Origin of the sequence: Pseudomonas paracarnis (assembly GCF_904063055.1) — a bacterium.
Taxonomy (GTDB): Bacteria; Pseudomonadota; Gammaproteobacteria; order Pseudomonadales; family Pseudomonadaceae; genus Aquipseudomonas; species Aquipseudomonas paracarnis.
This window is the reverse complement of the sequence record NZ_CAJFCN010000003.1, coordinates 417,284-431,256: the sequence shown is the minus strand read 5'-3', so window position 1 is coordinate 431,256 and position 13,973 is coordinate 417,284. Positions and strand designations below refer to the sequence as shown.

At 62.2% G+C, this 13,973-nt stretch carries 14 protein-coding genes; 11 read left to right on the top strand and 3 right to left on the bottom strand.

What is annotated here, in order from left to right; translation table 11 throughout:
* Window positions 1–7 precede the first annotated feature (7 nt).
* The 8 genes from JMV15_RS09120 to dctM all read left to right on the top strand — a co-directional run bounded on the left by JMV15_RS09120 (window position 8) and on the right by dctM (window position 8,726).
* Window positions 8–826, top strand: coding sequence for an FAS1-like dehydratase domain-containing protein (locus JMV15_RS09120; RefSeq protein WP_019820163.1), 819 nt, complete (start codon window positions 8–10; stop codon window positions 824–826).
* Between the two features lie 28 nt (window positions 827–854).
* On the top strand, window positions 855–2,018 hold the full coding sequence (locus JMV15_RS09115) for an acyl-CoA dehydrogenase family protein (RefSeq protein WP_038450022.1): 1,164 nt from the start codon (window positions 855–857) through the stop codon (window positions 2,016–2,018).
* A gap of 10 nt (window positions 2,019–2,028) precedes the next feature.
* On the top strand, window positions 2,029–3,378 hold the full coding sequence (locus tag JMV15_RS09110) for an MmgE/PrpD family protein (RefSeq protein ID WP_038450024.1): 1,350 nt from the start codon (window positions 2,029–2,031) through the stop codon (window positions 3,376–3,378).
* Between the two features lie 10 nt (window positions 3,379–3,388).
* Window positions 3,389–4,582 (top strand): CaiB/BaiF CoA transferase family protein, encoded by a 1,194-nt coding sequence (locus tag JMV15_RS09105; protein ID WP_032902158.1) that lies wholly within the window; start codon window positions 3,389–3,391, stop codon window positions 4,580–4,582.
* A 14-nt stretch (window positions 4,583–4,596) separates the two neighbouring features.
* A complete protein-coding gene (locus tag JMV15_RS09100) occupies window positions 4,597–5,412 on the top strand; it encodes an HpcH/HpaI aldolase/citrate lyase family protein (protein WP_014718348.1) in 816 nt (271 codons plus the stop codon).
* Window positions 5,413–5,630: 218 nt separating this feature from the next.
* Window positions 5,631–6,614, top strand: coding sequence for a TRAP transporter substrate-binding protein (locus JMV15_RS09095; protein WP_038450026.1), 984 nt, complete (start codon window positions 5,631–5,633; stop codon window positions 6,612–6,614).
* A gap of 199 nt (window positions 6,615–6,813) precedes the next feature.
* Entirely contained in the window at window positions 6,814–7,446 is a 633-nt protein-coding gene (locus JMV15_RS09090; protein ID WP_019820154.1) for a TRAP transporter small permease, read from the top strand.
* Window positions 7,446–8,726: a C4-dicarboxylate TRAP transporter large permease protein DctM gene (dctM, locus tag JMV15_RS09085; RefSeq protein WP_014718351.1), complete on the top strand. Its 1,281-nt coding sequence runs from the start codon at window positions 7,446–7,448 to the stop codon at window positions 8,724–8,726. Before JMV15_RS09090 ends, dctM begins: the two co-directional genes overlap by 1 nt.
* Before the next feature lie 47 nt (window positions 8,727–8,773).
* Here dctM and JMV15_RS09080 read toward each other — a convergent pair whose 3' ends face one another.
* A complete protein-coding gene (locus JMV15_RS09080; protein ID WP_019820153.1) occupies window positions 8,774–10,408 on the bottom strand; it encodes a methyl-accepting chemotaxis protein in 1,635 nt (544 codons plus the stop codon).
* Window positions 10,409–10,634: 226 nt separating this feature from the next.
* Here JMV15_RS09080 and JMV15_RS09075 point away from each other — a divergent pair, with 226 nt between their 5' ends.
* Entirely contained in the window at window positions 10,635–11,465 is an 831-nt protein-coding gene (locus JMV15_RS09075) for an undecaprenyl-diphosphate phosphatase (RefSeq protein WP_014718352.1), read from the top strand.
* Window positions 11,462–11,845: a DUF1294 domain-containing protein gene (locus JMV15_RS09070; RefSeq protein WP_014718353.1), complete on the top strand. Its 384-nt coding sequence runs from the start codon at window positions 11,462–11,464 to the stop codon at window positions 11,843–11,845. The genes JMV15_RS09075 and JMV15_RS09070 overlap by 4 nt, the downstream gene beginning before the upstream one ends.
* Here the strand turns inward: JMV15_RS09070 and JMV15_RS09065 are convergent.
* Together JMV15_RS09065 and JMV15_RS09060 are read right to left on the bottom strand one after the other, a co-directional pair.
* Window positions 11,834–12,190 (bottom strand): MmcQ/YjbR family DNA-binding protein, encoded by a 357-nt coding sequence (locus JMV15_RS09065; RefSeq protein ID WP_014718354.1) that lies wholly within the window; start codon window positions 12,188–12,190, stop codon window positions 11,834–11,836. The genes JMV15_RS09070 and JMV15_RS09065 overlap by 12 nt on opposite strands.
* Window positions 12,187–13,095: a LysR substrate-binding domain-containing protein gene (locus tag JMV15_RS09060; protein WP_014718355.1), complete on the bottom strand. Its 909-nt coding sequence runs from the start codon at window positions 13,093–13,095 to the stop codon at window positions 12,187–12,189. The genes JMV15_RS09065 and JMV15_RS09060 overlap by 4 nt, the downstream gene beginning before the upstream one ends.
* Window positions 13,096–13,220: 125 nt before the next feature.
* Here JMV15_RS09060 and JMV15_RS09055 point away from each other — a divergent pair, with 125 nt between their 5' ends.
* Window positions 13,221–13,832 (top strand): FMN-dependent NADH-azoreductase, encoded by a 612-nt coding sequence (locus JMV15_RS09055; protein WP_003191051.1) that lies wholly within the window; start codon window positions 13,221–13,223, stop codon window positions 13,830–13,832.
* Window positions 13,833–13,973 lie beyond the last annotated feature (141 nt).

Below are 13,973 nucleotides of genomic sequence, written 5' to 3'. Positions count from 1 at the left end.
GCACCCGATGAGCGCCACTGATTGGATCGGCCGAAGTGAGACCGCCTACGACCACCTGAGCCATAACCTGCTCAAGCGCATCGCCGCCACATTAGGTGAAGAGGTGCCTGCCGACGGCGATGCTGTGCCTGCGTTGTGGCAATGGTGCTTTTTCCAGGACCCGCTGCCGGAGGTGGCGTTGGGCAGCGACGGCCACCCGGCACGCGGCGGGTTTCTGCCGCCGGCCGATAACCGCAATCGCATGTGGGCCGGTGGGCGTCTTGAATTTCTGCACCCACTGCGGGCTGGCGAGGCGGCTACGCGCGTGTCGACCATCACCCAGGTCGAAGAAAAGACCGGGCGCACCGGCTCACTGCTATTTGTCACCGTGCGTCATGACTACTCCCAGGAAGGGCGCCTGGCCATCCGCGAGGAGCAGGACATCGTCTACCGCGAACCCACGCCACCCAAGCCTGGCAGCGGCGACGCGCTGGCCCGGGGCGAATGGACAGAGGCCGTCGAGCCGACGCCGACCCTGTTGTTCCGCTACAGCGCCGTCACGTTCAACGGCCACCGCATCCACTACGACTACCCCTATGTCACCGGCACCGAAGGCTATGCCGGCCTGGTGGTGCATGGCCCGCTGATCGCCACCTTGAACCTGCGTGCGTTCTGCCGAGCGCACCCTGAGGCGACCTTGCGCCGCTTTGCCTATCGCGGCGTGCGCCCACTGATTGCGCCACAGCCTTTTCAGGTCGGCGGGCGCATCACCGCCACCGGCGTCGCAGAACTGTGGGCTGGCAACACTGAAGGCCTGGCACAGACCGCCCAGGTGCATTTCGAATAACCCGATAACAACAGGCGGAGAGCCGTAGATGAATGCCCATGACAACGAAGAACTCAATGCGATCCGCGACGGCGTGCGCGCCTTGTGCGCCGAGTTCGATGCCGCTTACTGGCGCAAGATCGATGAAGAAAAAGGCTTCCCCGAAGCCTTCGTCAAGGCCCTGACCGATGCTGGCTGGCTGTCGGCAATGATCCCCGAGGAATACGGCGGTTCCGGCCTGGGCCTGGCCGAAGCCTCGGTGATCCTTGAGGAAGTCAACCGCTGCGGCGGCAACTCGGGCACCGTGCACGGCCAGATGTACAACATGTTCACCCTGCTGCGTCATGGCAGCGAGGCGCAAAAACGCTACTACCTGCCCAAGCTGGCCAGCGGTGAATTGCGCTTGCAGTCGATGGCCGTCACCGAACCCACTACCGGCACCGACACCACCAAGATCAAGACCACGGCGATCAAGCGCGGCGACAAGTACGTGATCAACGGCCAGAAAGTCTGGATCTCACGGGTACAGCATTCCGACCTGATGATTCTGCTGGCACGCACCACGCCCTTGGCCGACGTAAAGAAAAAATCCGAAGGCATGTCGATCTTCCTGGTGGACCTGCGCCAGGCCATCGGCAACGGCCTGACCGTGCAGCCCATCGCCAATATGGTCAACCATGAGACCAACGAGCTGTTCTTCGACAACCTGGAGCTGCCCCTGGACAGCCTGATTGGCGAGGAGGGCAAGGGCTTCAAATACATCCTTGATGGCCTGAATGCCGAGCGCACGCTGATTGCCGCCGAGTGCATCGGTGACGGCCGCTGGTTCATCGAAAAGGCCAGCGCCTATGCCCGCGACCGTGTGGTGTTTGGCCGGCCCATCGGGCAAAACCAGGGCGTGCAGTTCCCGATTGCCGAGGCGCATATCGAGATCGAAGCGGCCGACCTGATGCGCTGGCGTGCCTGCGAGGAATACGACAGCGGCAAGAACGCCGGGGCCAGTGCCAACATGGCCAAGTACCTGGCGGCCAAGGCGTCCTGGGAAGCGGCCAATGCCTGCCTGCAAACCCACGGCGGCTTCGGCTTTGCCTGCGAGTACGACGTGGAGCGCAAATTCCGCGAGACCCGCCTGTACCAGGTGGCGCCGATCTCCACCAACCTGATCCTGTCCTACGTGGCCGAGCATTTGCTCGAACTGCCACGCAGCTTCTGAGGGCCTGAGCATGAGCCCTACCCAAGCCCTGTGCCGATTCCTGGCCGAGCTGACGTACTCACAATTGCCCGAGCCCGTGCTGGCGCGCACCGAAGAACTGTACCTGGATTGGCTCGCATCCGCCTTGGCCAGCCAAGGCGCGCACCCGATCCCCCTGTTTGAACGCTACGCGCAGAAGATGGGCCCGAGCAGCGGCCCGGCCCAGGTGATCGTCAACGGCACCGGCACCAGCGCGTATTTTGCCGCACTGGTCAACGCCGCTTCCTCACATCTGGTAGAGCAGGATGACCTGCACAACAGCTCCGTGCTGCACCCGGCCACCGTGGTGTTTCCCGCTGCATTGGCGGCTGCCCAGGACCTCGGCAAGTCTGGTCGTGAGCTGTTGCTGGCTTCTGTAGCCGGCTATGAGGCGGGGATTCGCATCGGTGAGTTCATGGGCCGCTCCCACTACCGCATCTTCCACACCACGGCCACGGTCGGCACCCTGGCGGCGGCGGTCGCGGTGGGCAAGTTGCTCGACTTCAACGAAGAACAATTCATCAACCTGCTCGGCAGCGCCGGCACCCAGGCTGCCGGGCTGTGGGAGTTTCTGCGCGATGCCGCCGACTCCAAGCAACTGCACACGGCCAAGGCGGCGGCGGACGGCTTGCTGGCGGCTTACCTTACGGCCGATGGGCTGACCGGCGCGCGCAATATCCTTGAAGGTGACAAAGGTTTGGCGGCCGGGATGTCCAGTGATGCCCAACCGGGCAAATTGTCTTCCGAGCTGGGCAGCCGTTGGGCGCTGGTGGAAACCTCGTTCAAATTCCACGCCTCCTGTCGCCACACCCATCCTGCTGCCGATGCGCTGCTGGACGTGATGCAGCGTGAAGGCCTGAGCGCTGCGCAGATCTCCCAGGTGCAAACCCACGTGCACCAAGGCGCCATTGACGTACTCGGCCGAGTGACGGTGCCGACCACCGTGCACCAGGCCAAATTTTCCATGGGCACGGTGCTTGGGCTGATCGCTGTGCATGGCAAAGCCGGTTTGCCTGAATTCCATGAGCTGGCGTTGACCGATCCTGCGGTCGCGGCGTTTCGCGACAAGGTCTGCATGAGCCTGGACCCCGAAGTCGACAACGCCTACCCGCAACGCTGGCTGGGCCGCGTTACCGTCACCACCACCGATGGCCGCACGCTGCACGGTGCCATTGATGAACCCAAGGGCGACCCGGGCAACACCCTGAGCCGTGCCGAGCTGGCGGACAAGTTCCAGCGCCTGGCCGACTTCAGTGGCGCCCGCACCCCGGCCCAGGCCAACCGCCTGATCGAGCAGGTGTGGAACCTGCGAACTACCGCGTCCATGGCCCATTGGCTTTGAGGGATTTGTCATGACTGAACAACGACCGCTGGACGGCATCACCGTCGTCAGCCTGGAACACGCGATTGCCGCGCCGTTCTGTACGCGCCAACTGGCCGACCTCGGTGCCCGGGTCATCAAGGTAGAGCGCCCCGGCACCGGCGATTTCGCCCGTGGCTATGACGAGCGGGTGCGTGGCCTGGCGTCACATTTCGTCTGGACCAACCGCTCCAAGGAAAGCCTGACCCTGGACCTTAAGCAGGACGAGGCGGGCGCCATTCTGGATGCGCTGCTGGCCGATGCCGATGTGCTGGTGCAGAACCTTGCCCCCGGCGCGGCGGCGCGCATGGGCTTATCGTTCGAGGCGCTGCACGTACGTTTTCCACGCCTGATCGTCTGCGATATTTCCGGCTATGGCGAAGGCGGGCCCTACGAGAAAAAGAAAGCCTACGACCTGCTGATCCAGAGCGAGGGCGGCTTCCTCTCGGTGACCGGAGGCCCAGAAGAAGAACAGATGGCCAAGGCCGGTTGCTCCATCGCGGATATCTCCGCCGGCATGTACGCCTACAGCGGCATTCTGTCGGCGCTGCTGCTGCGCGGCAAAACCGGCCAGGGCAGCCGCATCGATGTAAGCATGCTCGAAAGCCTGGTGGAGTGGATGGGCTACCCGATGTATTACGCCTTCGACGGCGCGGCGCCGCCACCGCGTGCGGGTGCCGCGCATTCGACGATTTACCCCTACGGGCCGTTTCCCACCGGGGGCGGCGGCACCGTGATGCTCGGCTTGCAGAACGAGCGCGAATGGGCGGCGTTCTGTGACAAAGTGCTGCTCACCCCGGCGCTGGCCATGGACGAACGCTTCAGCGCCAATTTCAAGCGCTCGGCCAACCGCGAGGTGCTGCGCCAGATCATCGTGGAGCGCTTTGCCCAACTGGACGTCGAGGCGGTGATCCAGCGCCTGGAAGACGCGCAAATTGCCAGCGCCCGGGTCAACGATATGCAAGGCGTGTGGGACCACCCGCAACTCAAGGCCCGCGACAGCTGGCGCGACGTCGACAGCCCGGCGGGGCCGTTGCCGTCGCTGCTGCCACCGGCCCGTAACGCCGCGTTTACCCCGCGCATGGACGGCGTGCCAGCGCTGGGGCAACACAGCCAAGGCATCCTCGATCAGCTGGGTTACTCCGTTGAGGCCATTAACAGCCTGCGCGAGCGCGGCGTTATCTAATCAGGAATCAAGTGATGCCAAAGCCTTTAGTACGTTCTGCGCTGTTTGTACCGGGCAGCCGCCCGGAGCGGTTTGCCAAGGCCCTGGCCAGCGGCGCCGACGCAGTGATTGTGGATTTTGAAGACGCGGTGGAAGAACCGCTCAAGCGTCAGGCCCGGGATAATCTGGGGGCATTCCTGTGCGCCCATCCCGAGGCCCAGGTGTGGGTGCGCATCAACGCGCCGCAACATGCCGAACATTTTGAGGACGTGGCCTTCTGCAAGGCCCATGCAAATGTCGCCGGGGTATTGCTGCCCAAGGTCGAAAGCGCGGCCCAGGTGGCTGTGGTGGCCGCTACCGGCAAGGCTATCTGGCCGATTATCGAAAGCGCACGCGGTTTGCTGGCACTGGCGCAGATTGCCCAGGCGCCCCAGGTAGAGCGCCTGTCGTTCGGTGGCTTGGACCTGGCGCTGGACCTGAACCTGAGCAGTCACTCCCGCGCGGCCGAATTGGCCCTCGATCAGGCGCGCCTGGCGCTGATCGTGCATTCGCGCGCGGCGGGCCTGGCGGCGCCGCTGGACGGCGTGCACCCGGCCATCGACGACCCCGAAGGCCTGCACCGCTCGATCCGGCACGCTTATGAAATGGGCTTTGCCGGGGCATTGTGCATTCACCCCAAGCAAGTCGCGGTGATCCATGCCGCGCTGGCGCCGAGCGCTGAAGAGCTGGCCTGGGCCAGGCGGGTGGTGGAGGCGGGTGCTGATGGGGCAGGGGCTTATCAGATTGATGGGCAGATGGTGGATGCGCCGGTACTGCTGCGCGCGCAACGGCTGCTGGCCGCGCAACTGTAACTGACAAAACCGGGAACGAAGTGTGGGAGCTGGCTTGCCTGCGATAGCGGCAGAACAGTCAATGTCTGTGTTGCCTGACACCCCGCTATCGCAGGCAAGCCAGCTCCCACACTGGGCGCGTTCGGCCAGGCCGAACGCAGGTATCTAAAATTCGAAATTCACGACACGCGTTACATCAGGCACCTTGCCTTAAACACAACAATAAGAAGGTGATTCCCATGCTCAAGCTTTCCCGGGCGCTGCTGTGCGCCGCCACCTTGTTTACCGCTGGCCTGGCCCAGGCGGCAGACCCGATTGTGATCAAGTTCGCCCACGTGGTCGCCGAAAACACCCCCAAAGGCCAGGGCGCGCTGCTGTTCAAAAAACTTGCTGAAGAGCGCCTGCCCGGCAAGGTCAAGGTTGAGGTGTACCCGAACTCGTCGCTGTTTGGCGATGGCAAGGAAATGGAAGCATTGCTGTTGGGTGACGTGCAAATGCTGGCGCCGTCCCTGGCCAAATTCGAGCACTACACCAAGCAAGTGCAGATCTACGACCTGCCGTTCCTGTTCAACGACCTGGCCGCCGTCGACCGTTTCCAGGCCGCTCAGGGCAAGCAACTGCTGACCTCGATGCAGGATAAGAACATCCTCGGCCTGGCCTATTGGCACAACGGCCTCAAGCAACTCTCCGCCAACAAGGCCCTGCATGAACCCAAGGACGCCCGTGGCCTGAAGTTCCGCGTGCAGGCTTCCAGTGTGCTCGAAGAACAGTTCAAGGCGATCCGCGCCAACCCGCGCAAGATGAGCTTTGCCGAGGTTTACCAGGGCCTGCAGACCGGTACCGTGAATGGCACCGAGAATACCTGGTCGAACTATGAAAGCCAGAAGGTCAATGAAGTGCAGAAGTACTTCACCGAGTCCAACCATGGCCTGATCGACTACATGGTGATCACCAACGCGAAGTTCTGGAATGGCCTGGCGCCGGATGTGCGCAGCACCCTGGAACAGATCATGGCCGAGGTCACCGTGGAGGTGAACAAGCAGGCCGAAGCGCTAAACCAGTCGGCCAAGCAGAAGATCGTCGACGCCAAGACCAGCGAAATCATCGAACTAACCCCCGAGCAACGTGCGCTGTGGCGCGAAGCCATGCGCCCGGTGTGGCAGAGGTTCGAAGGCGAGATTGGGGCTGACCTGATCAAGGCGGCGGACGCTTCCAACCAGTAAACCTCTGTGGGAGCGGGCTTGCCCGCGACTGATCGTTCCCACGCTCCGCGTGGTAATGCATCCCGTGACGCTCCGCGTCGCCTTACGCACGGCGTGATACAGGACGTGGAACGTCCGGGGCGGCATTACCACGCGGAGCGTGGGAACGATCTACAGGTTGACCTGGTTTTTACCTATCTCTGCCTCGTGAGGTTTTGCCATGCAAACGCTAAGGCGCGTCTGGGAGCACCTGGAGGAAGGCTTCATTGCTTTCCTGCTGGCCGCCATGACCCTGGTGACATTCGTCTACGTCATGCTCAACAACGTCTACACCCTGTTTTTTGCCCTGGCCGACAAATGGGCCTGGAGCAGCGCCTTCTTCAATGCCCTGGGCGACGGCACCATGGCCTGGGCCCAAGAGATGACCTGGAGTGTGGCGCTGACCAAGGCCATGTTCGGCTGGTTGATTTTCTTCGGCATTTCCTACGGGGTGCGCACCGCTGGCCACCTGGGCGTGGACGCGCTGGTGCGGCTGACCCGGCGCCCGGTGCAACGCCTGCTCGGCATGCTCGCCTGCCTGTGCTGCCTGGCCTATGCCGGGCTGTTCATGGTGGCCAGCTACAAGTGGGTGAGTGCGGTGATGACCGCGCATATCGGCGCCGAAGACCTCGACCAGTTCGGCATCGATGTCGGCGACATCGTGGTGATCGTGCCCATTGGCTTTGCCTTGGTCTTGATCCGCTACCTGGAAATTTTCTACCGCATCTTTACCCACCGCCAGGTCGGGTTGGGCCTGGCCGACGAGGCCGGCGAGGCCAGCAAGTTGGCCGGCAGCCATGAGGAGCGTCACTGATGGCCGTGCTCTGTCTGTTTCTCCTGTTGTTCGTGTTCATGTTTCTGGGCGTGCCAATTGCGATTGCCCTGGGGTTGTCCGGTGCGGTGTCGATCCTGATGTTCAGCCAGGACTCTGTGAGTTCCCTGGCGATCAAACTGTTTGAAACCAGCGACGCCTATACCTTTCTGGCGATTCCGTTTTTCCTGTTATCCGGCGCCTTCATGACCACCGGCGGCGTGGCCCAGCGGCTGATCGACTTTGCCAACGCCTGTGTCGGGCATATCCGCGGTGGCCTGGCGATTGCGGCGGTGCTGGCGTGCATGCTGTTTGCGGCACTGTCCGGCTCATCACCGGCCACGGTGGCAGCGGTGGGCTCGATTGCCGTGGCGGGCATGGTGCGTTCCGGTTACCCCAAGGAGTTTGGGGCGGGCATCATCTGCAACGCCGGGACCTTGGGCATTCTGATTCCGCCGTCGATCGTGATGGTGGTGTATTCGGCGGCGACCGAAACCTCAGTAGGCAAATTGTTCATGGCCGGGGTGATTCCGGGCTTGCTGCTGGGCCTGATGTTGATGGTCGCGATCTACATCGTCGCCCGCATCAAGAAGCTGCCGGCGCAACCCCGGGCGACATTCCGTGAGTGGCTGAGTTGTGCACGCCGAGCGTTCTGGGGGCTGTTGCTGCTGGTGATTATCCTCGGCGGCATTTACAGCGGCATGTTCACCCCGACCGAAGCGGCGGCAGTGGCAGCCGTGTATTCAGCATTCGTCGCGCTGTTCGTCTACAAGGACATGAAGCTGCGCGACTGCCCCAAGGTGCTGCTGGAGTCGGGGCGCTTGTCGATCATGCTGATGTTCATCATCGCCAACGCCATGCTGTTTGCCCACGTGCTGACCACCGAACAGATCCCCCAGCAAATTACCGCGTGGGTAATCTCGGAAGGGCTGACGCCGATTGGCTTTTTGATCATGGTCAACGTGGTGCTGCTGATTGCCGGCAGCTTTATGGAGCCTTCGGCCATTGTGCTGATCCTGGCGCCGATCTTTTTCCCGATTGCGATGAAGCTCGGGATTGACCCGATTCATCTGGGGATTGTGATGGTGGTGAACATGGAAATCGGCCTGGTGCACCCGCCGGTGGGGCTGAACCTGTTCGTGACCTCGGCGGTGACGGGGCTGACTCTAGGGCAGACCATTCGCGCCGCGATGCCTTGGCTGATGATTCTGTTGGTGTTCCTGATCATGGTCACCTACCTGCCGTTCATTTCCCTCGCGCTGCCGCAGTGGCTGGGGATGTGAGGCCGCTAGACGGTGGGAGAGGGCAGCCCTCCCACCGCTGAGGGATGTCAAACCTTGAACTGACGCAAAAGCCCATCAAGCTGTTCACTCAAGCCACGCAACTGTGCACTCGCCACGCTCGATTGCTCCGCTGCCAGCGCGGTGCTGTGGGACAGCCCGGCCGCTTGGGTGACGTTCTGGTTGATGTCTTCCACCACGTGGGCCTGTTGCAGGGTGGCGCTGGCAATCGAGGCGTTCAGGCCGTTGAGGTTGTGCAGCGCCTGGCCGATGGCGGTGAGGCTTGCGCCCGCCTGGCCGGCTTGTTCAATGGTCAGTTGCGAGGCGCTGTGGCTGTCGCTGATGACCTTGACCGCCGCTTCGGAGTGGCCTTGCAGGCGCTCGATCATCACCTGGATCTCGGCGGTGGATTTCTGCGTGCGCTGGGCCAGCAGGCGCACCTCATCGGCGACCACCGCAAACCCGCGGCCTTGCTCGCCCGCACGGGCGGCTTCGATGGCGGCGTTGAGGGCGAGCAGGTTGGTCTGGTCGGCGATGGAGCGGATCACCTCCAGTACCCCGCCGATCTGCGTGCTCTCGCTGGAGAGCGTGCGGATCACCTCCACGGCCTGGCTGATAGTGGTGGAGAGCTGGTCGATCTGCTGCAAGCTGCCGTCGATATTGACCTGGCCCTGCTGTGCCTGGGCCTGTGCATCGCGCATTTCGCTGGCGGCGTGCTCGGCATTCTTGGCCACGTCCTGCACGCCGTAGGTGACTTCGTTGATGGCGGTGGCCACCAGTTCCATCTGCTGGGACTGCTGCTGGCTGCGGTCGTGGGCCTGGCTGGCGTTGTGGCCCAGCTCGCTGGACGACTGGCCCAGCGCGTTCGCGCACACCTGCAACTGGCCGACCACCTGGCGCAGCTTGGCGGTGAAGCTATTGAAGTGCTGGGCCAGTTGCGTCAATTCGTCACGGCCGTGGGTATCGAGGCTGTGGGTCAGGTCACTTTCGCCACTGGCAATATTGCCCATGGCATTCACCGCGGCCTGCAACGGCTGCACGATGCTGCGGGCAATCAGCACCACCAGCACGGCCATCATCAGCGCAATGCCCAGGCCAATGGCCGAGGCTTTCCACACCTGGCCCCTGAATTCGGCCTGCACATCGTCCACGTAGACCCCGGAGCCGATAATCCAGCCCCAGGGTTCGAACAGTTGGATGTACGAGGTTTTCTCTACCGGCGCTTCGGCGCCGGGCTTCGGCCAGCGGTAGTTGACGATGCCGGCGCCCTTGGCTTTGGCCAGGCTCACGAATTCGTTGAACACGGCGAAACCATCCGGGTCGCGAATCGCCGAGAGGTTCTGGCCGTCGAGCTTGGGGTTGGCCGCGTGCATGATCATCACGGGGGTGAGGTCGTTGATCCAGAAGTAGTCATCGTGGTCATAACGCAGCCCGCGCACCGCGCTCAGGGCCTGTTGTTGCGCGGCGTCGCGGGTCAGTACGCCGGTTTTTTCCAGGCTCTGGTAATAGCTGAGTACGCCACTGGCGGTCTGCACCACGTGCTGGGTTTGCTGGCGCTTGGCCTGGTAGAGGTCGCCGTGGATCTGGTTGAGCATTAACAGCCCCAAGGCCAGCAGCATCAACACGGCGACTATCAGGATCAGCCAAAGGCGGCGGCTGATCGACATGCTGCGCAAACTGTTCATCGTCCTGTCACTCCCTGCTCTTTATAATTGTGGTGCTGCTTCGAGATTTCCGGCGTGTCTGATAGGCTTTCGGCCCGGAATCGAAAAACCTGAGTACTGCCTGATTTTTCACGGAATTTTTGCAGACCGGCGTTGAGAATCAACTGCGGGCGCTTGTGTGCGCTCGTCGTCAGTGAACTTAAAAAAGACTAAGAGGCATGCCACGCGCATGACCTTTGGAGACAGCATGGATTTTTGGACCGCCATACAGGCATTGATTCTCGGCATCGTCGAGGGGCTTACGGAGTTCTTGCCGATCTCCAGCACTGGCCACCAGATCATCGTCGCCGACCTGATCAATTTTGGCGGCGAGCGTTTCGAAGCCTTCAACATCATCATCCAGCTGGGCGCGATCCTGGCGGTAGTCTGGGAGTTTCGGCGCAAGATCTTTGACGTGGTCATCGGCCTGCCGACCCAGCCCAAGGCCCGGCGCTTTACCGTCAACCTGATCATCGCCGTGTTGCCGGCGGTGGTATTGGGGGTGATTTTTGCCGACCTGATCAAGCACTACCTGTTTAACCCGATCACTGTAGCGACTGCCCTGGTAGTGGGTGGCGTGATCATGTTGTGGGCCGAGCGCCGCCAACATGCAGTGCGGGCTGAAACCGTCGACGACATCACCTGGAAAGACGCCCTCAAGGTCGGCCTGGCCCAGTGCCTGGCGATGATCCCGGGCACTTCGCGCTCCGGTGCAACGATCATCGGCGGCCTGTTGTTCGGCCTGTCGCGCAAGACGGCCACCGAATTTTCATTCTTCCTGGCCATGCCGACCATGGTTGGGGCGGCGGTGTACTCGGGTTACAAGTACCGCGATCTGTTCCAGCCGGCGGATTTTCCAGTGTTCGCCATTGGTTTTGTCACCTCGTTCATCTTCGCGATGATTGCGGTCAAGGGCTTGCTCAAATTCATCGCCAGCCACAGCTACGCGGTGTTTGCCTGGTACCGGATTGCCTTTGGCCTGGTCATCCTGGCGACCTGGCAGTTCGGCTGGATCGACTGGACTGCGGTCAAGCCATGACTATCCAGCACCCACGCCTGAAGGCGCTGATCTTTGTACTGCTGTGTGCCGCGCCGCTGCTGGGCTCGGCCTTGCTGTGGTATCGCGGCGAAACGGCGATTCCGTTGATGGCCTACGGCGTGGTCAGTGTGGTGGCGTTCTTTCTTTATTGGAGCGACAAGCGCAAGGCGCAGACCGAAGGCTGGCGCACCCCGGAAAACATCCTGCATGCGGTGGAGCTGGCGGGCGGTTGGCCGGGGGCGTTGATTGCCCAGCAGGTGTTCCGGCACAAGACGCGCAAGGTGTCTTACCAGGTGCTGTTCTGGGTGATTGTGCTGTTGCACCAGGTGTTCTGGCTGGACCAGCTGTTTCTTGGCGGCACCTTGCTGTCAATCCTCTAGCCACAAGCCAATCTGTGTGCGCTTGGGCAGCTTGCTCACCACCAACTGGTGGGAGCGCTGCAACAAGCCACGCAGTTCCTCTGCGCCCAAAGGATAGGGCGTGTTCATGATGACCCACTGCGCCCTCGCCAGGTAAGGCGCCGGGTGAATGCCCGGGCGGTCGACGTGACCCAGGAACAGTTCTTTGTCGACCTTGAAGGCCAGCGACTCACCGCGCAGGTTCTGCAAGGCGAACATCTTGTTGCCAGCAACCGAGAACACCCGCACGCCGCCCCATTTATAGTCTTCCCGTGCGCCTGGCAGGCTCAGGCAAAAACGTGCGACTTGTTCTTCCGTCATGCTCATAACAGCCGATCTCCACAGCCTTTGAAGCCTTCTTCCAGGTAGTCGATCCAGGCCCGGATGGCCGGCAGCACGCCGCGCCGGTGCGGGTAGACCGCTTGCAGCCAGCCGCCTGGTAATGACCATTGCGGCAGCAGTTGCACCAGGCGGCCGCTGGCCAGTTCTTCTTCGCAGTACATCATTGGCAGCACCGTAAAGCCCACGCCCATCATTGCGCTGGCCTTGCGCACGATAAAGTCTTCGATGCCCAGGCGCGCCTCCATCACTAGCTCGTGCATGTTGCCCTGAGGGTCGATGATGCGTTGGTGCACCATTCGGTCCGCCTCGAGTGCGCCAAGGATTGGCAACTGCTTGAGGTCTTCCAGGGTTTCGACCCGCCGCTCACGCATGAAAACGGGGCTGGCCACCAGCACGGTATGCGCCTGGCGCAGGCGTTTGGTGACCAGTAACGGGTCTTCGTCGCCCAGTTCGCGTACGCGCAGCGCTACATCAATGCCTTCGGCTACCAGGTCGACGCGGCGATTCACCAGGGTCATGTCCAACTGCACCAACGGGTGCGCGGCCAGAAAACCGGCTACCAGCTCTGGCAGAATCTGCTGGGCCAGCCCCACCGGGCAACTGACTCGCAGCCGCCCACGCGGCTCGCTGGACATGCTGGCCACGGCCTCGTCGGCCATTTCCGCCTCCAACAGCATGGCTTGGCAGTGGCGCAAGTAGCGCTCGCCCACGGCGGTGAGCGTCAGTTGCCGGGTGGTGCGTTGCAGCAGGCGTGCACCCAGGCGGTCTTCCAGCTCGGCAATGCGCCGCGACAGCCTGGATTTGGGAATCCCGAGTAGCCGGCCAGCCGCAGCAAAACCGCCGGCTTCGACGACTTTGGCGAAATAGTAGAGGTCGTTGAGGTCTTGCATGGTGGGCCTATTGTCCTGTCAGTGGGACAAACTATCGCATTTCAGGCGGCTTATCGACCATTGGTTTCATGCGTAGCATCACCACCATCTGATCGCCACTGTCGATCCCACCTCGGAGATCCATCATGAAACTGTTGCACATCGATTCCAGCATCCTCGGCGACAACTCGGCCTCCCGTCAGCTCAGCGCCGGTGTGGTCAAGGCATGGCAAGCCGCCCAGCCGGGTGTGGAAGTGACCTACCGCGACCTCGCCAGCGAAGGCATCAACCATTTCTCCGGCGCGACCCTGGGCGCCTTGGGCACTGCCGCTGAACTGCGTGATGCGGCGCAAAAGCACGAGGCTGAACTGAGTGCATCGTCCCTGGCTGAGTTCCTCGCCGCCGATGCCGTGGTCGTCGGTGCGCCGATGTACAATTTCACCATCCCCACCCAGTTGAAAGCCTGGATCGACCGCATCGCGGTAGCCGGCCAGACCTTCCGCTACACCGAAGCCGGCCCTGAAGGCCTGTGCGGCAACAAGAAAGTCATTATTGTTTCCACCGCCGGTGGCCTGCATGCCGACCAGGCCTCGGGCGCTGCCCACGAAGGCTACTTGAAGCTGCTGTTCGGTTTCCTGGGCATCACCGACATCGAGATCGTGCGCGCTGAAGGCCTGGCCTACGGTGACGAAGTGCGCAGCAAAGCCATGAGCGACGCCAACGTGCGCATCAACGAGCAACTGTTCGCCGCTGCGTAAGGCTTATGTAAATGTGCCCTGTCCTCGGTTTCATTCTGAAACCGAGCGCCTAAACTCTGTATTCTGATCGCCTGAACGCGAGCGGAGTACGGAGTTTTTTCGTTGTGGCCCAGGTTATGCAGACATCCATTCGATACCCTG